This is a genomic window from Streptococcus sp. oral taxon 058 str. F0407, assembly GCF_000235485.1.
Taxonomy (GTDB): Bacteria; Bacillota; Bacilli; order Lactobacillales; family Streptococcaceae; genus Streptococcus.
On the sequence record NZ_JH378892.1, the window covers coordinates 1 to 23253 of the forward strand.

27 protein-coding genes are annotated in these 23253 nt (G+C 41.8%); 1 reads left to right on the top strand and 26 read right to left on the bottom strand.

Annotation, left to right across the window (positions count from 1 at the left end):
- Nucleotides 1-30 precede the first annotated feature (30 nt).
- The 4 genes from nusG to pbp2a are packed head-to-tail and all read right to left on the bottom strand — an operon-like array spanning nt 31 to nt 3206.
- Nucleotides 31-567: a transcription termination/antitermination protein NusG gene (gene nusG, locus HMPREF9184_RS08785; RefSeq protein WP_000376728.1), complete on the bottom strand. Its 537-nt coding sequence runs from the start codon at nt 565-567 to the stop codon at nt 31-33.
- Nucleotides 568-619: 52 nt separating this feature from the next.
- Nucleotides 620-796: a preprotein translocase subunit SecE gene (gene secE / locus HMPREF9184_RS08790; RefSeq protein ID WP_000505776.1), complete on the bottom strand. Its 177-nt coding sequence runs from the start codon at nt 794-796 to the stop codon at nt 620-622.
- Between the two features lie 9 nt (nt 797-805).
- A complete protein-coding gene (gene rpmG, locus HMPREF9184_RS08795) occupies nt 806-958 on the bottom strand; it encodes a 50S ribosomal protein L33 (protein ID WP_001809375.1) in 153 nt (50 codons plus the stop codon).
- Nucleotides 959-1010: 52 nt separating this feature from the next.
- Nucleotides 1011-3206 (bottom strand): penicillin-binding protein PBP2A, encoded by a 2196-nt coding sequence (gene pbp2a, locus HMPREF9184_RS08800; RefSeq protein WP_000762652.1) that lies wholly within the window; start codon nt 3204-3206, stop codon nt 1011-1013.
- 86 nt (nt 3207-3292) lie between these two features.
- Between pbp2a and HMPREF9184_RS08805 the strand changes: the two genes are divergently transcribed.
- Nucleotides 3293-4168 carry an RluA family pseudouridine synthase gene (locus HMPREF9184_RS08805; protein ID WP_001160823.1) on the top strand — a complete coding sequence of 292 codons (876 nt, stop codon included), beginning with the start codon at nt 3293-3295 and terminating at the stop codon, nt 4166-4168.
- A gap of 80 nt (nt 4169-4248) precedes the next feature.
- Here HMPREF9184_RS08805 and gap read toward each other — a convergent pair whose 3' ends face one another.
- From gap to nagA, 22 genes are all read right to left on the bottom strand, one after another.
- Nucleotides 4249-5259, bottom strand: coding sequence for a type I glyceraldehyde-3-phosphate dehydrogenase (gene gap / locus HMPREF9184_RS08810; protein ID WP_000260678.1), 1011 nt, complete (start codon nt 5257-5259; stop codon nt 4249-4251).
- A gap of 298 nt (nt 5260-5557) precedes the next feature.
- Complete coding sequence (gene adhE, locus HMPREF9184_RS08815) at nt 5558-8209, bottom strand: bifunctional acetaldehyde-CoA/alcohol dehydrogenase (protein WP_000763988.1); 2652 nt, start codon at nt 8207-8209, stop codon at nt 5558-5560.
- Between the two features lie 285 nt (nt 8210-8494).
- Entirely contained in the window at nt 8495-8920 is a 426-nt protein-coding gene (locus HMPREF9184_RS08820; protein WP_000410446.1) for an MORN repeat-containing protein, read from the bottom strand.
- Entirely contained in the window at nt 8907-9350 is a 444-nt protein-coding gene (locus tag HMPREF9184_RS08825) for a low molecular weight protein-tyrosine-phosphatase (RefSeq protein WP_033586100.1), read from the bottom strand. The genes HMPREF9184_RS08820 and HMPREF9184_RS08825 overlap by 14 nt, the downstream gene beginning before the upstream one ends.
- A gap of 48 nt (nt 9351-9398) precedes the next feature.
- Nucleotides 9399-9719: a preprotein translocase subunit YajC gene (gene yajC / locus HMPREF9184_RS08830; protein WP_033586111.1), complete on the bottom strand. Its 321-nt coding sequence runs from the start codon at nt 9717-9719 to the stop codon at nt 9399-9401.
- Between the two features lie 129 nt (nt 9720-9848).
- On the bottom strand, nt 9849-11825 hold the full coding sequence (tkt, locus tag HMPREF9184_RS08835; RefSeq protein ID WP_000067911.1) for a transketolase: 1977 nt from the start codon (nt 11823-11825) through the stop codon (nt 9849-9851).
- A 118-nt stretch (nt 11826-11943) separates the two neighbouring features.
- Nucleotides 11944-12567, bottom strand: coding sequence for a hypothetical protein (locus tag HMPREF9184_RS08840; RefSeq protein WP_000969603.1), 624 nt, complete (start codon nt 12565-12567; stop codon nt 11944-11946).
- Nucleotides 12568-12617: 50 nt separating this feature from the next.
- On the bottom strand, nt 12618-13607 hold the full coding sequence (jag, locus tag HMPREF9184_RS08845; RefSeq protein WP_000242596.1) for an RNA-binding cell elongation regulator Jag/EloR: 990 nt from the start codon (nt 13605-13607) through the stop codon (nt 12618-12620).
- Between the two features lie 17 nt (nt 13608-13624).
- Nucleotides 13625-14437 (bottom strand): YidC/Oxa1 family membrane protein insertase, encoded by an 813-nt coding sequence (locus HMPREF9184_RS08850; protein ID WP_000728095.1) that lies wholly within the window; start codon nt 14435-14437, stop codon nt 13625-13627.
- Complete coding sequence (rnpA, locus tag HMPREF9184_RS08855) at nt 14412-14783, bottom strand: ribonuclease P protein component (RefSeq protein WP_000748124.1); 372 nt, start codon at nt 14781-14783, stop codon at nt 14412-14414. Before rnpA ends, HMPREF9184_RS08850 begins: the two co-directional genes overlap by 26 nt.
- Nucleotides 14784-14942: 159 nt before the next feature.
- Nucleotides 14943-16133 (bottom strand): acetate kinase, encoded by a 1191-nt coding sequence (locus tag HMPREF9184_RS08860; protein ID WP_000167783.1) that lies wholly within the window; start codon nt 16131-16133, stop codon nt 14943-14945.
- A gap of 50 nt (nt 16134-16183) precedes the next feature.
- Nucleotides 16184-17137, bottom strand: coding sequence for a class I SAM-dependent methyltransferase (locus HMPREF9184_RS08865; RefSeq protein ID WP_000345109.1), 954 nt, complete (start codon nt 17135-17137; stop codon nt 16184-16186).
- Between the two features lie 58 nt (nt 17138-17195).
- Complete coding sequence (locus HMPREF9184_RS08870) at nt 17196-17786, bottom strand: class I SAM-dependent methyltransferase (protein WP_000679768.1); 591 nt, start codon at nt 17784-17786, stop codon at nt 17196-17198.
- A gap of 32 nt (nt 17787-17818) precedes the next feature.
- Nucleotides 17819-18232 (bottom strand): competence type IV pilus minor pilin ComGG, encoded by a 414-nt coding sequence (gene comGG, locus HMPREF9184_RS08875; protein ID WP_000265810.1) that lies wholly within the window; start codon nt 18230-18232, stop codon nt 17819-17821.
- Complete coding sequence (gene comGF / locus HMPREF9184_RS08880; RefSeq protein WP_000250701.1) at nt 18210-18671, bottom strand: competence type IV pilus minor pilin ComGF; 462 nt, start codon at nt 18669-18671, stop codon at nt 18210-18212. The genes comGG and comGF overlap by 23 nt, the downstream gene beginning before the upstream one ends.
- Nucleotides 18637-18936 carry a competence type IV pilus minor pilin ComGE gene (comGE, locus tag HMPREF9184_RS08885; RefSeq protein ID WP_000413378.1) on the bottom strand — a complete coding sequence of 100 codons (300 nt, stop codon included), beginning with the start codon at nt 18934-18936 and terminating at the stop codon, nt 18637-18639. Before comGE ends, comGF begins: the two co-directional genes overlap by 35 nt.
- Entirely contained in the window at nt 18899-19333 is a 435-nt protein-coding gene (gene comGD, locus HMPREF9184_RS08890; RefSeq protein ID WP_001180053.1) for a competence type IV pilus minor pilin ComGD, read from the bottom strand. The genes comGE and comGD overlap by 38 nt, the downstream gene beginning before the upstream one ends.
- A complete protein-coding gene (gene comGC / locus HMPREF9184_RS08895; protein WP_000735799.1) occupies nt 19296-19619 on the bottom strand; it encodes a competence type IV pilus major pilin ComGC in 324 nt (107 codons plus the stop codon). The genes comGD and comGC overlap by 38 nt, the downstream gene beginning before the upstream one ends.
- Nucleotide 19620: 1 nt before the next feature.
- Nucleotides 19621-20637: a competence type IV pilus assembly protein ComGB gene (comGB, locus tag HMPREF9184_RS08900; protein WP_009444409.1), complete on the bottom strand. Its 1017-nt coding sequence runs from the start codon at nt 20635-20637 to the stop codon at nt 19621-19623.
- Nucleotides 20585-21526 carry a competence type IV pilus ATPase ComGA gene (gene comGA / locus HMPREF9184_RS08905; RefSeq protein WP_000249591.1) on the bottom strand — a complete coding sequence of 314 codons (942 nt, stop codon included), beginning with the start codon at nt 21524-21526 and terminating at the stop codon, nt 20585-20587. The genes comGB and comGA overlap by 53 nt, the downstream gene beginning before the upstream one ends.
- A 62-nt stretch (nt 21527-21588) precedes the next feature.
- Nucleotides 21589-21954: a DUF1033 family protein gene (locus tag HMPREF9184_RS08910; RefSeq protein WP_000286418.1), complete on the bottom strand. Its 366-nt coding sequence runs from the start codon at nt 21952-21954 to the stop codon at nt 21589-21591.
- A gap of 145 nt (nt 21955-22099) precedes the next feature.
- On the bottom strand, nt 22100-23251 hold the full coding sequence (gene nagA / locus HMPREF9184_RS08915; protein WP_001134437.1) for an N-acetylglucosamine-6-phosphate deacetylase: 1152 nt from the start codon (nt 23249-23251) through the stop codon (nt 22100-22102).
- Between the last annotated feature and the right edge of the window lie 2 nt (nt 23252-23253).

Consider the following 23253-nt stretch of genomic DNA (forward strand, 5'->3'; position numbering starts at 1 on the left):
CACAAAAAGAGAGGCATAGCCTCTCCGGGGTTATAATTCTGCAATTTGATTGAGATTCACTTCTGCAATCGTATCATTACCAAACATGGAGATAATCATCTTCACTTTGTTGTTATCAATTTCAGTAATTTTACCTGTGTAGTCTGCAAAAGCACCATCAATGATGCGGACAGTCTGGCCAACTTCAACGTCAATATCGAATTCTTGAACAGTTTGTCCCATAGAAACCAGAATATCACGGATTTCTTGCTCCAATAGCGGAGTTGGTTTTGATCTGTTCCCGTGTGACCCGACGAATCCTGTTACGTTAGGGGTGTTTCGAACAACGAACCATGCTTCATCTGTCATGACCATTTCTACAAGGACATAACCCGGAAAGCGATTCTCTTCAATTTCTTTTTTCTTTCCATTTTTCTCTACTTGCACGGTTTGTGTTGGAATCTCAACGCGTAGAATATTATCCAACATGTTATATGTTTGTGCACGTTGCAATAGATTTTCTTTTACCTTATTTTCATAGCCAGAATAAGTTTGCAGAACAAACCATCCCTTGTCAAAACTATCCATGATATTTCCTTTCATAATAGAAGAAAGCTAGCAGAAGTTCTCCGCTTTTCTTCTAAAAAATGTTAATAAATCGAATCAAACCTGAAACAATCAACTGGTCAAAAATGTAAATGATGACCACAAAGAAGGCTGTGTATTCCATAATGGAGCGAAAATCTCTCCAGCTTTCTTTGCGAGTCGGCCATGTTGTTTCCTTAAGAAGTTTGAAGATATCCTTAATAAAACCCATCGTTCTCTCCTACCTCGTCTCTCTATGTGTCGTATATTTTCCACAATGTTTACAAAATTTATTTACTTCTAGTCGTGTTGGCTTGGGGTTCCCACTAATTTTGATTGAGTAATTCCTTGAACCGCAAACTGCACAAGCTAGGCTTGCTTTTTTTAGTGCCATAACGCCTCCATCTTATCTATTATAACAAGAAATCTAGGCTTTGACAAGCCTCTTAACGAAAGAGATTGACGATAGAGTCCCAGATTGTCTGGGCTTTTTCCTTTATCTTTGCATCCGAAATCGCTCGTCCCGCTTCATCTACAAGATTTTGAGCACGGCTACGAATATCTCCTATCGGGTCCTCAGACTGGTTTGTCTCATTTTCAACGGCTTGCTTTTTCGTATTTTCTGGTTCAATACCATTTTGTTTATAAGCATTCTCAACCGTAAAAGTGCTGCCAGGAGTGTAAGGCAAAATAGTATTAGCCATACTTCTAAAGACGTGGGCTGCTCCATTCGAAGTAGAACCTGCTAGATAATGGTTCTCATCTGTTGTTGGGAAGCCGAGCCAGTGGCTAATTACCACATCTGGAGTATAGCCAATCACCCACTGGTCACTAGTATATTCTGGATTAAAAGCAGCCTCAGTAGTACCTGTTTTCCCAGCCATAACATAATCGGCAGGTGAAGAACTAATCCCTGTCCCATTGGTAAATGTTCCTAGCATCATACTGGTCATTTTATCGGCTACCGACTTATCGATCACTCGTTTTTGGGAATTTTTATGGCTCTTGATGACCTGTCCACTGGCATTTTCGATTCGAGTGATGAAATGCGCTTCAGGCATTAGACCTCCATTAGCAAAGGCTGCATAGGCTTGCGCCATCTGGAGAGGATTCGTCTCTACTCCTCCACCTAGGGCAACTCCGAGAACTCGGTCAACTTTCTCCATATCAAGACCAAATCTCGTCCCAGCTTCAAAAGCCTTATTGATCCCCAAATCATTTACAGTCGCAACCGCTGGTAGGTTGAGTGATTCTGCCAAGGCTTGATACATAGGTACTTCAGGAGAAGTCTTAATACCAGCATAGTTGTCTACTCGATAACTGTCATACTGCATGGTGTGGTTGTCCAGTTGCTTGTTCAGAGCCCATCCAGCTTCCACAGCTGGAGTATAAACGACCAAAGGCTTAATCGTCGAGCCTGGACTACGTTTAGACTGAGTAGCATAGTTAAAATTACGGAAGCCTGTTTTGTCATCACCAGCTACGCGACCGACAACTCCACGTACTCCACCTGTTTTAGGCTCTAGAGCAACACTACCTGATTCAGCATGCGTTCCGTCTTCTGCCGTTGGAAATAGCGCAGTGTTTTCGTAAATAACCTGCATGTTGGCTTGGTAGTTCTGATCAAGTTGCGTATAGATTCGATAGCCATTGTTGACAATCTCTTCTTCTGTCAGATTATACTTGGAAACTGCTTCGTTGACAACTGCGTCAAAATAGGATGGGTAACGATAATCAGAAATCTTACCTTCATACTTATCTTGCAATTGAGAAGCCATATCTACTCCAGCTGCTTCAGTTTCTTGATTTTTATCAATATAGCCTGCCGCAACCATATTTTGTAGCACCGTATCCCTGCGGTTAGTCGAATCTTCAATGGAATTCAAAGGATTATACAACTCTGGTCCCTTGAGCATCCCAGCTAGAGTCGCCGCCTGGTTAAGTGATAATTCCGCAGCCGATACGCCGAAATATTTCTTACTCGCATCCTCTACACCCCAGACGCCATTTCCAAAGTAGGCGTTATTGAGGTACATAGTAAGGATTTGCTCCTTGCTGTATTTTTTTGTCAATTCTAAAGCTAGGAAAAACTCCTTGGCCTTCCGTTCAACAGTTTGATCTTGAGATAGATAGGCATTTTTCGCCAACTGTTGGGTGATGGTAGAACCGCCTCCAGAACGACCTGCTGTGACAATAGCTAGAAAGAAACGACCATAGTTAATTCCATCATTTTTATAGAAGGAACGATCCTCTGTCGCGACGACAGCGTTCTGCAAGTCTTTACTGATATCTGTCAGCTCAACATAGGTTCCCTTTTGACCGGACAGGGCACCTGCCTCTTTTTCTTCACGGTCAAAAATCAGGGTTCGCGTTTTCAAGGCATTTTGCAAGTCATTGACATTGGTGGACTTGGCTATTGCAAATAGGTAGGTCCCTACTAACAAACCAACACTCAAACCTAGTATAACGACAATCTTTGTTAAATGATAGCGACGCCAGAATTTTCGAATCGGACCCACATGGCCTAATTTTTTTCTATCGCTCCGTGAACGACGCATGCTAGTTGAATCCGACTCAGTCGATTCACTCGTTTCTTTTTTAAAGAGAGAAAGGAACTTCTCAAATAATTTATCTAATTTCATGCGTTTATTTTATCATCTTCACCATAGGAACTCAAGAATTTAGCTACTCCCTATCCAAACAGGTCTTTTTTTGTTACAATATCTGTATGCAATTCACATTTACATTACCCGAATCCTTGCCTCAAATGACGGTCAAACAATTTCTAGAGGAACAACTCCTCATTCCTAGAAAAATCCGTCATTTTTTGAGAATCAAGAAGAACATCCAAATCAATCAAAAACAAGTTCACTGGAACGAGATGGTGAAGCCAGGGGATATTTGCCAATTGACTTTTGACGAGGAAGATTATCCCCCAAAGGAAATCCTTTGGGGAAATCCAGACCTCGTTCAGGAGATTTACCAAGACCAACATCTCATCGTTGTTAACAAACCTGAGGGCATGAAAACACACGGTAATCAACCAGATGAAATTGCTCTACTCAACCATGTCTCTGCTTACGTCGGGCAAACTTGCTATGTTGTTCATCGCCTGGATATGGAAACAAGCGGCTTAGTGCTTTTTGCTAAAAATCCTTTTATCCTACCCATTCTCAATCGTTTGTTGGAGAAAAAAGAAATCGCTCGTGAGTACTGGGCACTCATAGAAGGGCAAGTAGGGAGTAAAGAACTTATCTTCCGAGATAAAATTGGTCGTGATCGACACGATCGCAGAAAACGAGTGGTGGATTCTAAAAAGGGGCAACATGCTGAAACACAGGTAAGCCGATTAAAGCAATTTCCAAATAAGACTTCTCTTGTTCGTTGCAAACTAAAGACCGGTCGAACGCATCAAATCCGTGTTCACCTTTCTCACCATAAGCACCCTATCCTAGGTGATCCTCTCTATAATAGTAAATCAAAGGCAAGTCGGCTTATGCTCCACGCCTTTCGACTTTCCTTTACCCATCCGCTTACCTTAGAAAAGTTGAGCTTCACTGCTCTTTCTGATACATTTGAGAGAGAATTAAAAAAGAATGGATGACTGCTAAATCATCCATTTTGTTTTATCTAAAAATAGAAAAAGCAAGACCAACAGGCCTTGCTTTTTTATCGACTCAGGAATTATTTAGCGATTTTCGCGAAGTATTCAAGAGTACGTACAAGTTGTGCAGTGTATGACATTTCGTTGTCGTACCATGATACAACTTTAACCAATTGTTTACCGTCAACATCAAGAACTTTAGTTTGAGTTGCGTCAAACAATGAACCGTAAGACATACCTACGATATCTGAAGATACGATTGGATCTTCTGTGTAACCGTATGATTCGTTTGAAGCTGCTTTCATAGCTGCGTTTACTTCATCAACAGTAACGTTCTTTTCAAGAACAGCAACCAATTCAGTAACTGATCCAGTTGGAGTTGGAACTCGTTGTGCAGATCCGTCAAGTTTACCGTTCAATTCTGGGATTACAAGACCGATAGCTTTAGCAGCACCAGTTGAGTTAGGAACGATGTTTGCAGCACCAGCGCGAGCACGGCGAAGGTCACCACCACGGTGTGGTCCGTCAAGGATCATTTGGTCACCAGTGTAAGCGTGGATAGTAGTCATCAATCCTTCTACAACACCGAAGTTGTCTTGAAGAGCTTTAGCCATTGGAGCCAAGCAGTTTGTAGTACATGAAGCACCTGAGATAACTGTTTCAGTACCATCAAGAACGTCGTGGTTAGTGTTAAATACAACTGTTTTAACGTCGTTTCCACCAGGAGCAGTGATAACAACTTTTTTAGCTCCACCAGCGTGCAAGTGTTTTTCAGCTGCTGCTTTCTTAGCAAAGAAACCAGTTGCTTCAAGAACGATTTCTACACCGTCAGTAGCCCAGTCGATTTGTTCTGGATCACGTTCAGCAGAAACTTTAACGAATTTACCGTTAACTTCGAATCCACCTTCTTTAACTTCTACAGTACCGTCGAAACGACCTTGAGTTGTGTCGTATTTCAACAAGTGTGCAAGCATAACTGGATCTGTAAGGTCGTTGATGCGAGTAACTTCAACACCTTCTACGTTTTGGATACGGCGGAAAGCAAGACGACCGATACGTCCGAAACCGTTAATACCAACTTTAACTACCATTAGTGATTTCCTCCTTATGAAAATCCTGAAAATTTTATTGTGAAAAGAGTAACTTGAATCACTACAAATCACCTTTCAACATTATTATTATATAACTATTTAAGTAGAATTGCAAGTACGGGCGTTGTTTTTCTATCTTGCTTTTCTACTTTTCAATCCCCTTCATTCACCTAGGCTTTTATTTCTAGAACCTTCTATCCTATCCACATAATCTTCTCTTCTCACAGTTCAACTCTAACTTCAGAAATAGGACTATGAAAAGAGACAGGATTTCTCCTGCCTCTAGGCTGATAAACGATTATTTACGACGTCCTGGACGTTCTGCATAACCATAGTATGCATCTGCCATGATTTCTTCCATGTCAGCTACCATTGGCAAGCGTGGGTTTGCAGGTGAACATTGATCTTCATAAGCTAGAAGAGCGATTTCATGCAAGCTATCTTTCCAAGCTTTTTCATCGATTCCTTGGTCTTTGAAGTTCATCTTGATACCTACTGCAACACCAAGTTCGTAAACAGCTTTAGCATATGCTTCAACTGCTTCTTCTGGAGTTGAGTGAGGCAATCCAAGCATTTTCGCGATGTCTTGGAATTTCTCATCAGCTTTCCAGTAGTTGTATTTAGGCCATGTAGTAGTCTTAGATGGACGAGTTCCGTTGTAACGGATAACGTATGGAAGCAAGATAGCGTTTGTACGTCCGTGAACAGTATGGTGAACACCACCGATCTTGTGGGCCATTGAGTGGCTCATACCAAGGAAGGCATTGGCGAAGGCCATACCAGCCATTGTAGATGCATTATGCATTTTTTCACGTGCTTCTGGGTCAGCTGTCTTAACAGATTTTTCCAACCATTCAAAGACAAGTTTGATTGTTTGAAGCGCAATACCGTCTGTGTAGTCGTTAGCAAAGTTTGAAGTGTAGGCTTCAGTCGCGTGTGTCAAGACGTCCATACCTGTATCAGCTGCGATGAAGTCAGGAACTGATTCAACCAAAGCAGGGTCAACAATCGCAATAGTTGGTGTCAATGAGTAGTCAGCCAATGGGTATTTGCGGTTGTTTTTCTTATCAGAGATAACGGCAAATGGTGTTACTTCTGAACCTGTACCAGAAGTTGTTGGGATACCGATGTACTTCGCTTTCTTACCAAGTGATGGGAAGCGGAAGGCACGTTTACGGATGTCCATGAATTTTTGAACCAAGTCACGGAAGTCGATTTCTGGTTGTTCGTAGAAGAGCCACATTACTTTGGCTGCGTCCATTGGAGAACCACCACCAAGAGCGATAATTGTATCTGGTTCAAATGCTTTCATCACTTCAGCACCACGTTCTACAGTTGTGATGTCTGGATCTGGTTCAACATCTGAGAAGACTTGGATGGTTACACGGTTGCTGCGTTTGTTCAATTGGTCGATAACACGTTGAACAAAGCCAAGTTTTTCGATCGATTTGTCAGTAACAATCATAACGCGTTCAATATCTTCACATGTTTGAAGATATTGGATAGAATTGCGTTCGAAGTAAATTTTTGAAGGAACTTTAAACCATTGCATATTATTTCTACGTTTCCCTACTTTCTTGATGTTTAGAAGGTTGATCGCACTCACGTTATCACCAACTGAGTTGTGTCCATATGAGCCACATCCAAGTGTCAATGATGGAATGAAGGCATTGTATACGTCACCGATACCACCGAAAGTAGATGGAGAGTTCCAGATAATACGCATAGCTTTGATTTCTGTACCAAAGCGTTTAGCAAGAGCTTCGTCTTTTGTATGGATAGCCGCTGAGTGACCAAGTCCGTTAAACTCAACCATTTGGCGAGCTTTTTTAAGACCGTCTTCTGTATCTTCAGCTTTTAGGACAGCGATGACTGGTGACAATTTTTCACGAGTCAATGGTTCTTTTGGTCCTACTTCTGCACATTCTGCAGCCAAGATGTTCGTACCTTCTGGAACGCTGAATCCTGCTTGTTCTGCAATCCATGCAGCTGGTTTACCAACGATATTTGCGTTGAGTTTAGCACCCGCGCAGTTTTTGCTGTTTGCTTTAGCGCCAAAGCAAAATTCTTCAAGAAGAGCTTTTTCTTTTTTGTTTACAAAGTAAGTGTGGTATGATTTGAATTCTTCTACAAATTCGTCATACACTTCTTTATCAATGATAACAGCTTGTTCTGATGCACAGACCATCCCATTATCAAATGATTTAGACATAACGATGTCGTGAGCAGCTTGACGGAGGTCGGCAGATTTTTCTACATAAGCAGGAACGTTTCCGGCACCTACCCCAAGAGCTGGTTTCCCACATGAGTAAGCAGCCTTAACCATAGCATTCCCACCAGTTGCGAGGATAGTCGCAACACCTTCGTGGTTCATAAGTGCCCCAGTTGCTTCCATAGATGGCTCTGTAATCCATTGAACACAGTTTTCAGGTGCACCGGCTGCGATGGCTGCATCACGAACGATTTGTGCAGCATGAGCAGAAGATTCTTGAGCTGATGGGTGGAAGGCGAAAACGATTGGGTTACGTGTCTTCAAAGCAATCAATGATTTGAAAATCGCTGTTGAAGTTGGGTTTGTTGTTGGAGTGATACCACAAATAACTCCGACCGGCTCCGCAATCTTCGTCAAACCTGTAATTGGATCATCTTCGATAACTCCAGCTGTTTTAACTCCACGCATATTGTTCACTACGTGTTCACAGGCAAATAGATTTTTTGTCGCCTTATCTTCAAATACACCACGACCAGTTTCTTCAACTGCGTGTTGTGCAAGGATACCGTGCGCATCAAGTGCTGCAACTGAAGCTTTTGCTACGATGTAGTCAACTTGCTCTTGGTTCAACTTGCGCATTTCATCAAGCGCAACCAAGGCTTTTTTCACGAGACCGTCGACATGCTTTTCAGCAGCAAGTTGTTTTTCCTCTGGTGTTACTGTTTTTTTATCAGCCATATTATCCTCCATAGCCTTTAAGGACGTTATCCTTTGTTAATTTTTTCACAAGTTCATTATAACTCTTTTTTTATAATTTGTAAACAGTTTCATGTAGGTTTCACAAAGAAATTTTATTCATTTGTGAAATTTTTCTCAATGTTGCGGTGCTACGGGATTTTGCTCTATCGATTGTGAAATTGTGATAAAAATTTTTTTATTTCACAAAGTTTTTCTGATTGATAGTTATTTATCGAATCCAAGCATAGAAAGCGCTTTCTTTTTTGGCTTTGAAAAATAGCCTCCTCACCTAGAGACTACTGTTTTTTGTTGAAATACGCCTTGTTTAAAGGTTCCTTCATAGACAACTTCTTGTTCTGTAGTCAACTTCCCTTGACCTTCAGCCTGGCCATTTACAAAATCACCTTCGTATTTCCACCCAGATTTTGATTGGAAAGTCCCTTTTCCATTAAAGGCTCCATTATTGAAATCACCTGTATATTGGTCTCCATTCTCAAAGGTCAGGGTTCCTTGACCATTCATCTTCCCTCTTACCAAGGTTCCATCATAAACAAGCGCTCCATTATCAAGTGTCAGTACACCCTTTTTTGGTGTGTTTAATAAAAAAACTGACACGGCACAGATAGCGATTAGAAAGACTGTTGCAATCTCTATACGCGGGCGAGTTAGATAAACTCGATATTTTTCAAAGATTTCTTTAAACTTTTCCATTGTCACTCTCATTTTCTAATCGATCTAGCCAGCTTTGACATCCACTTGTGATGCGCGCATAGGTTTCCTCAAAATCTCCTGTATACCAAGGATCTGGAACACTTTCAGATGCAAAAGAGTAGATCTTGTGCTGTAGGTCCTGAGGACACATTTGACGCAGATTTGAAACGTTTGAAGCATCCATACCGATAATATAATCAAACGACTCAAAGTCTTCTCTGCCAATTTGAAGCGATGTTTTGTTTTTGTCATAAGGAATCTGATACTGCTGGAAAATCCCTTGCGTTCCCTTATGAATCGGATTGCCGTGTTCCCAAGATGAAGTTGCACGACTCTCAATGTGATAATCACTCGTCATGGACTTCATCACAAACTCTGCCATAGGGCTGCGGCAAATATTTCCTAAGCACACAAATACTATTTTTTTCATCCCTTTTCCTCTCATATCATAGAAAAACGGGAGTGATAGGATCCCGTTTTATTCTTCGATTGCTCCACCTTCGTCGATAACTGCTCCTTCTGGTGTCACAGCTTCTTTGAGTGGCAACACTGTCTTGATAGCAGCCAATTCAAAAGTCAAATAAACGCCATCCACATCCAGTACGATTGTTTTCTTCTCAGTATCTACTTCATCCACTGTTCCGTAAAGGCCGCCAATTGTAATAACCTCATAGCCTTTTTGAAGCTTGTTCAAGCTTTCCATACGCTTTTGAGCTTGTTTCTTTTGAGAACGTTGCATAAAGAACATCAAGGCGAACATACCTACAAGCATGATCACAAATGTTAAATTTGGACTAATATTTTCCATAATATTTTCTCCTTTGTATTTTACATAGGACTACTATATCAAATTTCAATTACTTTTACAAGGTTGTGCCTTGTTTTTATGCCAATAAAAAAATCAGAGTTTCCACTCTGATTTCTGCGATTATTTCAAGTTTTGAACTACTTTGACTAGATTTTCCACAGTAAATCCGTACTCTGCCAATACTTTTGGTGCTGGGGCAGATGCTCCAAAGGTATCAATACCTAGCACTGCACCATCAAGACCAACATATTTGTACCAGTTTTGAGTTGCTCCCATTTCGACGGCAACACGGCGACGAACTGCATTTGGAAGGATTTCTTCCTTATAAGCTGCATCTTGTGCATCAAAGACATCTGTCGATGGCATGCTGACTACACGGACTTTTGCGCCTTGACTAGCCAATTCTTTGGCAGCTGCGACAGCCAGATTGACCTCTGAACCTGTTGCAATCAAGATGGTGTCAAAGTCAGCTGCATTTTCATAGACAACATAGGCACCTTTTGCAACCTTGTCAAAGTCTGTTCCCTCTTCAACAGTCAAGTTTTGACGTGTCAAGACAAGGGCTGTTGGTGTTTTCTCACTTGTCACCGCAAGGTACCAAGCTGCTTGAGTTTCACGCGCATCTGCTGGGCGGAAAACATTGAGATTTGGCATGGCACGAAGACCTGCCAAGTGTTCAACTGGCTCGTGAGTTGGACCATCTTCACCAACCGCAATAGAATCATGGGTGAAGACATAAGTCACAGGAAGTCCTTGCAAGGCTGACAGACGGACAGCTGCTTTCACATAGTCAGAGAAGACAAAGAAAGTACCACCATAAACACGAAGTCCACCATGAAGAGCCATCCCGTTCAAGATTGTTCCCATAGCAAATTCACGAACACCAAACTGAATGTTGCGGTTCAAGCGATTAGCGTCATCTTGAAGTCCATCCGTTTTGATGTAAGTCATGTTTGAGTGAGCTAGGTCAGCTGATCCACCTAAGAAGGTTGGCAACTTAGCTGCCACCACGTTCAAAGCATCCTGGCTTGAATTACGAGTTGCTTGAGAAAAGCCATTTTCTAATGCTGGGAAGTCTTCTGGAGTCACTTCAACAGGATCACGTCCGTCAATGATGGCTTCGACTTCTGCTGCAAGTTCGGGATAAGCTTCTTTATAATCAGCAACTAATTTTGTCCAAGCTTGATAAGCTGATGCACCACGGTCTGCTACATTTTCCTTGAAATCAGCATAAACCTCAGCTGGGATTTCAAATGGTTCATAGTCCCAACCGAGAGCTTGGCGAGTAGCCGCAGTTTCATCTGCTCCAAGAGGAGCACCGTGTACCGCATTAGTTCCTTGTTTATTTGGAGAACCGTATCCAATCACAGTCTTCACTTCAATCAAAGATGGTTTGCCTGAAGCTTTAGCTGCTTCGATAGCAGCATGGATTGCTTGCAAGTCTGTTCCATCTTCAACCAAGGCTGTATGCCAACCATAAGCATTGTAACGGTCACGAACACTTTCAGTAAAGGAATCCTTTGTTTCACCATCCAAGTTGATGTCATTTGAATCATAAAGGACAACCAACTTGTCAAGTTTTTGCAAGCCTGCGTATGAAGCCGCCTCACTTGAGACACCTTCCATCAAGTCACCATCTCCACAGATCACATAAGTGTAGTGATCAAAGAGATTGTAGCCTTCGCGGTTGTATTTTGCTGCTAGGAAACGTTCTGCTTGGGCAAAACCAGTAGCAGTAGAAATCCCTTGTCCTAGAGGACCAGTTGTAGCGTCAACCCCTGCTGTATGTCCAAATTCTGGGTGACCTGGTGTTTTGGAACCCCATTGACGGAAGTTCTTGACCTCTTCCATGCTGACATCTTCAAAACCAGAAAGGTGAAGAAGGGCATAAAGCAACATAGATCCATGACCTGCTGAGAGGATAAAGCGATCACGGTTGATCCAGTTTGGTTGAGCTGGATTGATGCGAAGTTGTTTTGTAAAGAGGCTATAAGCCATCGGAGCTGCTCCCATAACCACCCCTGGGTGACCTGAGTTGGCTTTGTTGATAGCGTCAATTCCTAGGAAACGAATTGCATTAACAGATAGATTTGACATAGAATTTCCTTTCTCTTTGAGGTGATCAATAGATCACACATCCTATTTTACTATTATATGAAAAAATGCATAGAATAGCAATCAAACAATTTGCGTTCATCTGACACATTTGATTTGCCTATCCCCTCGTTCTCTCATAATAAGGAAGTAGGCGCTCATAAGCATCTTCTAACTTTTCTAAAATCGCTTCTAATGTTTGATTTTCAATAAAAGAAACATCCGACTTTACCAAAACTTTACGGATTTCCTGACATTGCACCTTCTCGCGTAAAGTACGACGATTCTCCTCAGTAGCCTCCATCTTATGACTTTCCCCATTTGAGTAGACTAAGTAATAAACACCTTCTACTGGTGGAATATCTAAAATCTTGGCTTGTTTACTCAGCGTCTGCTCATCTTTCTTTCGCTCGATGAAACTGACTTCTAAGGAAATCCCAAAATCTGAGGGTTCCCCATACAAACGGAGCGCCAACATGGGTTCTGTTACCTGCCCCTCTCTCTGTAGATAGACCCAGAAATGGGGGCGCAGGCGCTGAGCTTGATTCATCCACTGACTGGTCTGTTGAAGTTTCCATTCTGGATGACTTGCTTGAAAAGTTTTAGCCAGTTTTGTAAAAGACTTCCGAGCCTCCTGCCCTTTGTGGCGCAATTCCAGCATCTTCTCTCGCTCATCTCCAGCCTTATCTGGATGACGATATTGGATTCCCGCATAAGATAGATAGTTCTTGATTGCTTCCATCATCTGTTTCTTCTCCCTTTTCTAACAAAAAATCAGGTCAAGCCTGATTTTGTTTATTCTGTATCTACAACTACATAGCGATTTGGCTCATCACCCTCAGAGTAACTCGTCACGCCATCCATACGTGAAATAATGCGATGGATAATCTTGCGTTCGCTATTCGACATTGGATCTGTTTGCTGGCTACGACCTTCCTCCAAAACGCGAGTCGCCAATTTTTGAGCGTAGGTTTGCAAAACTTCTGCACGATGCTCCACATAGTCATTGACGTTGATCGTGATGTAGAAAGTTCTTGAATAACGATTGTATAGGTAGTTTTGCGCCAAAAGCTGAAGTGCTTTCAATACTTTCCCATGATAGCCGATAATACGACCAGGCTCATTGGTATCGATTTGAAGATTAATCGTACGACGATTGTAGTCGCTTGAAATCGTCCCTTCAACATCCATATCGTCCACAATGGTTTGAACATAGTTAGCCACTTGAGTTGCTACTCGTTCGATGTCATAACTCGGCTCCACCTTCAAACCTAGATCTTCCAAAGACTCGCTTTCTACCGATTCTGACATAGATACAAATTCTTCACACTCTGCTGGGTCTTCCACTCCAGCATCTCCTGTCTGCAATTCATTTAAAATCGCGATGTGACCTGTTTCTTCTAAAATCGTGCTGGCATGTTTCTCATTTTTCAAGATTTCAGCCTTGATTTCATCAGAAACACCCTGACCTTCCTCTTCGATTTTTTTAATCGCCTCAACAACGTGACCGAGATCAACTGTCGCCTCTGTTACTGTCTTAACAGGTTCGTTTTGTTCATTGATTTCTTTTGGAACACCTTTTACAGCTTGTTGATTGGCCTTAATCACAGTCGTCTCACTAATCGCCTCAATATCAACTTGAGCTGGTTTTTTCCCAAATAAGCCTAAAAAACCTTTCTTCTCTTTGGACACGACCTTGATGTGAGTCTTCATTCTCGGAATACCTAACTCTTTCAATCCTTTCTGGATTGCTTCTTCAACAGTTGAACCTGTAAATAATACCATTATCAGATTCCTCCTTATTATTTCATTTTCTGAGCCTTTTTCTTGGCTTTTCTTTTCCTATTTTCCAAATCTTTTTTAGCTTGTACTTCCGCCTCACGCGCTGCAATAATCTTAAAAGGATTATTTAAGAAATAAGTTTGCAAAACTTGATAAGCATTGGATACTGCCCAGTACAAGGCTACGCCACTAGGTGAAGAGATGGCAAAGATAAAGATCAGTACAGGCATCCCGTACATCATCCCTGTCATAGCTCCACTTCTTTCAGGTAAAGCCTTATTCGATAACCAACTACTTAAGAAGGTAAAGACTGCTGCCAAAATCGGAAGGATAAAGCTTGTGTCTACTCCCCCAAGGTTCACCCACAAAAAATGCCCTGTTTTCAAAAAGTCTACTCGAGTCAAGGCTTGGAAGAGAGCCAAGAGAACCGGCATTTGAATCAAAATCGGCCAGAGAGAAGAAGAGTGTTTGACCCCTAATTCTTTATAGACCTTCCTCATCTCCTGATCTAGCTTGGTTCTACTTTCCATATCACGACCTGGATATTGTTCTTGCAGAGCTTTGATGCGTGGTTGAGCCTCTTGCATTTTTCTAGAGGCCACCATCTGAGTCTGAAAGACTGGCAATAGAATCGTACGAATCAGGATCGTAAAGAGGATAATCCCCACTCCGATACTAACGTCAAAGGACAAAAAGCGGATGATTTCAGCAAAAAAATAGACAAATTTACTCCATATATCTGTAGAATCTGCTGCAACATCGCTTGTCCCACAGGCTGTCATGACAAATAAGGACAAGCACAGCAAACTAGTCAACTGTAGTTTCTTTTTCACTCCTAATTCCTTCCCGGTAAATCTTTGATAACTTTAATACGTGGAGTAGATTTTTCTCCATTTCTGCATAATCCAAGCCTTCAACCCCTTTTCGAGCAATTACGACAAAATCAACGTTATCAGCTAACTGCTCCCTTACACTTAGCAAAATGTGTCGAATCCGTCTTTTAATTTGATTTCTAGTGACTGCATTCCCTAATTTCTTACTGACGGACAGCCCTACTCGAAAATGACTTTTCTGATTTTCCAATTGGTAGACAACAAATTTACGATTAGCAAAACTTGTTCCATCCGTGAAAATAGCCTTAAAATCTTTCTCTCTTTTTACACGAAAGCTTTTCTTCAAAACTCAACTCCATCTATTAAATTACTACTATTATACCATAAATTTCAAAAAAGCCAATAATGACAAGGTTTTAGACTGTTTTAACAACAAAAAGTTGGGAAAATTTATCTCCCAACTCCTTTTTATTGTATCTTACCTTGTAATTTTATTCAGATTATCTTACTTTTTCAAGCGTTCAACGTCACGAGCGATAACCAATTCTTCATCAGTTGGGATAACCAAGACACGAACTTTAGCAGCTTCTGTTGAGATATCACCTGTTGCTCCAAAGACATTCTTTTCAGGATCGACATCGCAGCCAAACCAAGAAATGCCTTCAATGACCATCTGACGAATCGTTACAGAGTTTTCTCCGATTCCGGCTGTAAAGATAATGGCATCTGCACCATTCAAAACTGCTAAATACTGACCAATGTATTTTTGGATACGATCTACAAAAATTTCATTTGCCAGCTGCGCTTTCTCATCACCCGCACGCATAGCTTCGTGAATATCACGCATATCACTTGATCTCTCAGAAACACCCAAAAGTCCTGACTCACGATTTAGGATTCGACTGATATCCTCTGGTGTATTAAAGTCATCTGTATGTTGCATTAAATAGGGGATAATAGCTGGATCAATATCACCTGTGCGTGTTCCCATCATAATACCACCAAGCGGAGTGAAGCCCATAGAAGTATCAACAGACCGACCACCGTTAACAGCTGTAATAGAGCCACCATTACCGATATGGCAGGTAATCAATTTCAACTCTTCTAGGGGGCGACCTAAAATTTTAGCTGCTTCTCCTGCTACAAACTGATGACTTGTCCCATGGGCTCCATACTTACGAACTTTATTTTCAGTGTAATATTTAGTTGGTAGTGGGTAACGATAGGCTTTCTCTGGCATTGTTGTATGGAATGATGTATCAAAAACAACAACGCTGGTAATATCTGGAAGCAATTCCTTAAATGCGCGAATTCCTGCTGCGTTGGCTGGGTTGTGAAGAGGAGCTAAAAGTCCCAACTCTTCAACCTTTTCCAAAACATCTCCCTCTACCAAGGTTGACTCTTTGAAATATTCACCACCAGCCACAACACGGTGCCCAACACCAGTTATTTCATCATAACCTTTGATGATGTCAAAACGAATCAAGTCATCCAATAGAATTTTAACGGCTTGTGTGTGGTCTTCGATATCAAGAATTTGTTGCTCAGAACGGCCGTCGAATTTTACAGTTGAGATAGAGTCTTTCAAGCCAATACGTTCGATCAAGCCTTTGGCCAATACTATTTCTTCTGGCATTTGGTAAAGTTGCCACTTCAAACTCGAGCTTCCTGCATTGATTGCAATTGTTTTAGTCATAAGATGATACCCCTTTTTAAGCGTTTTCAACTATTATAACAAAATTTACCTTATATTTCAGTACCTTTGCTCCATTTTTGAAAATTTTCTTTGAATTTCATTAGTGCAGCTGGATCTTGCAAACTTTCTAGCGGATAGACAAAAGGTTGCAGTTCCTGTTCAGTTTTCTTCTGTAAAACGAAAATACTCTTAGCCTGACTGGCCGTTGAGAAAATATCCTCTGGCAGAGTGATGATAGCAGCAAGACTCACTTCATCTTTGATCCAACCTTTTAACAAATCACTTTGAGGGCTGGTCAATAAATCACTTGGAGCTAGAAAAATAGCATAGCCATCTGACTTAAGGTACTTGAGACCTTGCTCCATCAGCAAATGGTGGGCATAGGTATGTTCTTGGCTAGAAGCCACTTGATATCGTGAAGCAATGGTGTCGTCTGGGTAATAGCCGACAGGCAAGTCGCTAATGACCACATCGCTTTCTTTAAGCATCTGCGGACGAACGGCATCACCTTGAACAAATCCTGCCTGCAAACCAATCACATCGGCCATACTAGCCGCTAAATCAATCAGCAAATCATCCACTTCGATTCCCAAGTAATCCACTTTTTTAGCAAGAGAAGTCAAGAAAGTAGCACCAAGAATCCCCATGCCAGAACCCATTTCGAGGATGCTTATTTCCTCTTGATCCAGCAACTCTTCCACAACAAATACCAAGAGGAGGGCAATGGCATCCGGCGTAAACTGGTGATTGGCCTGTAAAGGCTCAGTTTGTCCTGCCTTCATCAAGAGAAACTGGTAGGTCTTGAGCCACTCTTCCTTGCGAAGTGCTAAGCGCTTAAGGGCTTGATTATTCTCCTTGACCTGCTCTAGCTCGGTCTCACCATCCAGGTAAATACTGTTTTGCTCTACCAAGGCGTCATAAAAGTTAGTCGCCAAATCACTTTGGATGACTTGGACATTCTCTAGTAAATACGTATAAGCTTGTTCAATTTTTTCAAAATCCATATTCCTATCTTATCAAAATTCCCCTTTTTTTTCCATCTGAAGAGAAAAAATCACTGCTTTAGTCAGCAAGTGATTTTTGGGCTACAGTTAAAAAGAGCTCTGCGTGATTTCCTAGGAAAAGATCCTCAGCACTGTAAAGAATCTGACTGCCAATGCTCGAAAAACCAAATTGAGCAAGCTTGATTTCCAGTTCAGCCAATTCAAATCCGTGGTGGTTGGTGTCTGTCTTGACAAAATCAGCAATGAGGACTTGGCCCTTCTCCCTAAGATGACGGTGAAACATGGTAAGGGTTGCATCTAGATCAGGCATATGATGAAGAACCCGACTGACAACAATTAGATCAAATTGCTGCTCCAAGGGATTTGCCAGTAAATCCTGATCCAAGAGTTGAAGATTCCTGATTTCTTGGTCTTCTGCTTTCAAACGTGCTTGCTCCAGCATTTTCTCCGAGATGTCTACAAGGATAACCGACTTGGCCTGCTTGGCTAGGGGTAAGGCTAACAGACCCGTTCCACCACCAAAATCCAGTATTTCCTTGTCTAATAGAAGAGCAATCTGTTTTTCAACTGCCTGACAAACCAAGTTTGCAAGAAAGATATTTTTGGGCGAATCAAAGGTTTCTGCTTTGTGATTAAAATCGTGTTTCATGCTTTTAGTTTAACACAAAGAAGTTGAATTGCCTAGGAATTGCCTTTCTTATCTGCCTTATGGTCTGTTTTTTGTTGATTGGTTTGTTGACTTGAGTTGGTAGATGATTGTTCCTTAGGGTCCGTTTTCTTTTCCTTGGGTTTCATCGAAGGAAAGAGAAATTCATAGTTGTTCTTATTCATACGAACACTTGTTGCAAAACCTGTTTTGGTATTTTGATAAGTGACTTTTCCTAAGTTAAAGACTCGTTCCCCAGTTTCCTGCTCAGCCTTATCTTTGCTTCGTTTGGCCATGGCAAAAGCGACCAACTTTTCTTTGTTTAGGGTAAAGTCTTTGTGATGGACGACTTGCCGATTCAAATAAAACTGCAACAAAAGGCTAAAAATGGCTGCCATGGTCACTGCATATAGGAGAACTCCTGCCTTAACTTTTTGATTTTTCCACACGATAGATGAATTCCCTTTCTAAGCCTTTTTGAAATTGGAAACGAAAGCGAACCAGTTGATTTTCCTCTGTGATTTGTGCTGATTTGAGACCATAAACCATAGGTTGATAGCCTCGACCACTGGCATCGGTTTTCCGAAAATCATCTGCTTTGGACTTCCCCATAGCGATGTCCTTCCCATCTTGCTTCACATAGAGGCGATTGCCTTCCACCTTTTCAAACTGCGAACGCTCTAACTCTGCCTCCAGCTGGTCCACAAATAAGAGCCACTCCTTTTGCTCGCCTTGCTGCTGGTAACGAACTTCTGAAATGAGGAGCTGACTCATAGCTTGAAAAAGGAGCAAACCTCCGCTAATGACGATAAGGGCAAGCAGAGATTCTAAAAGAGTGAAAGCTCTTACCTTACTACTCTTTAAGATCGAGCAATTTCTCTGAACCATGGTAGACCTCCAATCCTTTTTCACTAGCAAATACCTGAATCTCAACTCCATTTATGTTTACCTGATTTTGCCCTGTTTGCAGAGCCATCTTAGCTACACGCAAGACTTCTTCCTTTTGCAAGATTTCTGCCTCTAACCGTCGATTTTGTTGGATTTGTCCCATGAGTAGAGTCGCAATACTGGCAAATACGGCCAGAGCTACTACTGCTTCTAGTAAAATCACTGCCTTAATTTTTTGTTTCCTTAATGCGTTTAATTTTTCCATTTCCTAGATATAATTGATAGCGAATCGCTCCTTTGCTGGTTTGAAATTCAACCTTAGCCAGGGACGAATTGCCCCCAGCTCGGTCAAAGTGAATCGTCTGTCCTGATGGTGCTTGAATCCCTTTGGGAACGGTCAATTTTTGACTGCCATCGCTGATTGTCTCCCCATCTAGGTTCAGGCTAGTCTTTTGTTGACTAGCTACACTACGCTTTTGAGTTTCACGATAGAGTTCTTCAAATTCCATAAAGAAAATCTGCTCCTCCACCGCTGCAAAACTTGACTGGATTGAGCCAGATAAAGCCAAAGCAATGATACTCACAAGTCCTAAAACCAAGAGACTTTCTAACATGGTAAAGGCCTTAATCTGCAACAGTTTGACTTGTTTTTTGTTTTGCATGGTATTCTTTATAAGCCTTGGCTTGCTCAGCTGTGATGCGACCGTCCGCCTGTAATTTGCTTAAGCTAGCATCATCATTTTTATCCAAACGATAAAGTTCTGCCTGACTTTCCACGACCTTGACAACAGCAGCTTTTCCTTTATCATCTACGGCATCCTTTTGCTTGGTCAAATTGGGCACAAAGAGCAAGAGAAGAACGCTGATGATTAAAAGGACGACTAACATCTCTACCAGAGTGAAAGCTTTAACCTTGGCTTTTTTTAAATTTGTCATGAGTTTTTTCATTTTAAAAATTTACCTCCATATTTTGATACATGGGCATGAGCATTGCCGCATAAAGTAAAACGATAATCAGAGCCACAAAGATAAAAACCAGTGGCTGCACTAAGTTCATGGTGCGGTTGACTCGGGTAAAAAAGGCTTCCCAAGTCTTTTCCGCGTAGATTTCCAACTCACTCCCCAGCTTGGACTTGACTTCCCCATACTCGATGATGAGACTCAACTCCTTTTTAAAGAAAGGATAGGTCGCTATGGTTTGAGAAAATTCGCGGCCATTTTGCAGGGCTTGAGTCAAATCTTGACCGATTTCTTTAAAGAGCTGAGAACCCTGTTCCTGCATGATCTGAAAAATCTGCGTCAGCTCCATCCCCTGTGAAATCATATTGCCCCATTCACGCGCATAATAAGCTGTCAGATAAGTCTGGACAAAGATTCCTAGAAAGGGAAAACGTGCTAACATCGAAAAGACGCGCATTTTAGAACTTCTTTTATAGAAAGTGAGGGCTAAAAGTAAAATTAGAGAGAAAACCAGTACTAGTACCAGAAAAATTTGTGGCAGATTGCCGATGATTTGGGTGGCAATATTGCTACTATCTAGTTGGGGGAGCAAATAGTTTCTCAACCCCAGCATGATTAGCAGGAGAAAGCCCAGTAAAATCAAGGGATAGGTCGCTACTTCGATTAACTTTTTCTTGACCTTGGCCAGATTGTCCAGATATTCTTCTATCTTTTCTAAACTCAGATGAAGATTGCCGTGGACTTCAGCTAGGGATAACTGAGTGACAATGGCACTTGAAAAGCCCAAACTTTCCATCATTTCTGAGAAAGATTTTCCCTTGGACAGTCCTTGGTGCATCTGTGTCACATAGTCCTTTTCCAGTAAGGCACTTCTACCTAGAAAAGAAATAATTTCCACCAAGTGAAAGCCACTGGAAAAGAGATTGTTAAACAAGGTGATGATTTTCTTCTGCTTAGCTGTAGCTAATTTTTTCCGTTTCAGCCTGAAGACTTGTGATATGTCCATCTTTAAGAAGCTGGTCAATCTGCTCATTCCAGCTAGTTGGCTGGTGTTCTTGATAGTCTTTGTTTGCAAAGTCAACGATTCCTCCTCCCCCGATTAATCTCTGGTAACAGACTCCTTGCAGGACCACTGCTAGTTCCTCCTCAGTCACACCTAACTCCAGAAGGCGCTCATAAACACCTCGGATACTCTTGGCATGAATGGTTGAAAAGACTGTCGCCCCTGTCAAACTGGCTCTGACCACTGCACGCGCCGTCTCACTATCCCGAATTTCACCGATAATCAAGAAATCCGGACGATGTCGGAGAGACAGTTTGATCAGATTTTCATAGGTCAGTCCAATAGTTTCATTCAACTGCAACTGGAGCATATCTTCCTGCTTGATTTCGACAGGATCTTCAATGGACATGACCTGCTGCCCCTTAAAAAGGGATTTGGCCAATTCGTGCATCAGCGTCGTCTTGCCACTGCCGACTGGTCCTGCAAAAAGGTAGAGGCCCCTTTGCCTGTATTGTTCTCCTAACTCCGCCAGAGCCTGAAACCAAAAGCGCAACTCTCTTTCCTCATCGTGCAACAAACGAATGACCAAGCTCTCATGCCCCCGATAATCTCCTACGGTTGACAAGCGCAGAGAAGACACCTTCTCTCCATGCTGGTAGTCGCAAGAGCCCAGCTGACTGCGACGCTTTTCTCCTACATTCATCCCAGCCACAAACTTGAAATGACTAATCACAGCAGCTAAAACATCAAACTCATAAGAATCAACGAGACACCGCTCGTCTCCAACCCGCATGTGAAGTTCATAGGACTTTTCCTTAGGGATAAAATAGATATCCTGAGCCTTCTTTTCTTTCGCAGTAGCAATAATTTTCTGTGCAATTTCTTGTACCATACCGCCCTCCTTATCTAACTATTCGCAAAAAAATAAAAAAAGCAACTTAAAAAGTTACTTTTTTATCTCCATTTCATACGGCAAGAACGATGCTTTTCTTGACCTGTTTGTTTTTCGTAACCTGGACGTAGCTTTTCATCGGGGATGACTTGCTCATCCTGTAAAAGTGCCAAAGAATGGTACTGCTGCAAATACTCATCACACTCATCACACCAGCGTTTATCAGCAGGATCCCAAAAAATAGTCATCAAATCACTCCGACTCTTATAAAGAGGATTCTTCTTTTCCAGCTCAAACCAGCATGATTTATAATATTTTAGAGCATCATAATACTTGTCAAAAGATTGACTCATGATGACATCTTCTTCCCAACCTTCTATGAACCACCACGGTTCATAGTCCCCATACATTTCTATAACACGATACATTTTCACTACTTCCTTTGTACCGTATATTATAACGAATTTTCTAGAACAATGAAAGGATTTTGCTTCATTATAGAACAATCCTCTAGCTTTCTGAAGATACCTCTAAATAGAAAAGCAAAGACTGAGTCACAGCCTCTGCTTCTTATTAGGCTTGATAACGTTTCACACCATCTAGGTAGGTTGCGACCAATTCCAAATCTTTATCTAGCACGATAAAGTCCGCATCGTAGCCTTCACGGATTTGTCCACAAACATCATCAATATGAACAGATTTTGCTGGGTTGAGGCTGGCCATCATGACCGCTTCATGCGGATTCGCAATTCCCCATTCGACCACATTCTTCAAACCGTCTTTGAGTTTGAGGATAGAACCTGCCAAATTGCCTGTAGATTTGAGGCGAGCCGTTCCATTGGCAACCACTACTGGGAATTCTCCCAACATGTAGTCGCCGTCTTCCAACCCACCAGCTGTCATACAGTCTGTGATAAGGGCAATATTTTCAGTTCCTTTTTGTTTGAGCAAAATGTCACAGGCCTTTGGATCTACGTGGTGACCGTCACAAATCAATTCAGCGTAAGTATGAGGCAACTCATACATGGCTCCAACCATACCGAGTTCACGGTGAGTCAACCCACGCATCCCATTGTAGGCATGTACCCAAACACTTGCTCCAGCATCAACTGCTTTTTTAGCCTCATCAAAGGTCGCATTAGAATGTCCAAGAGCAACGGTTACACCTTCGCCTGTAACTGTACGAACAAAGTCTTCTACGCCTTCACGTTCTGGTGCAAGGGCAATTTTATTAAGCAAGCCATTTGCTGCTTTTTGCCAAGCACGAAACTCATCCATACGAGGATCTTTCATGTAGGCAGGGTTTTGAGCTCCCTTGTATTTCTCTGTGAAATATGGCCCTTCAAAATAGATTCCACGAATCTTGGCTCCACTTGCCTCCTGATAACGAGCCCCGATATTTTCTGTTACTGCGAGCAATTGCTCATAAGATGATGTCAAAGTGGTTGGCAAGAAACTCGTTACTCCCATGCTGAGGAGTCCTTCACTCATAGTATGAAGGGTTCCTTCGATGTTATTGTCCATCACATCCACACCGCCAAATCCATGAATGTGGGTATCCACAAGCCCTGGGGCAATGCTGTAGCCTGTATAGTCAATTACCTCAGCTCCTTCAGGAATTTGTTCTACATGCTTTCCAAACTTGCCATCCACAAGTTCCAAGTAACCACCACGACGAACTCCGTGTGGGTAGAAAAACTGATCCGCTTTAATATAATTAGGCATAA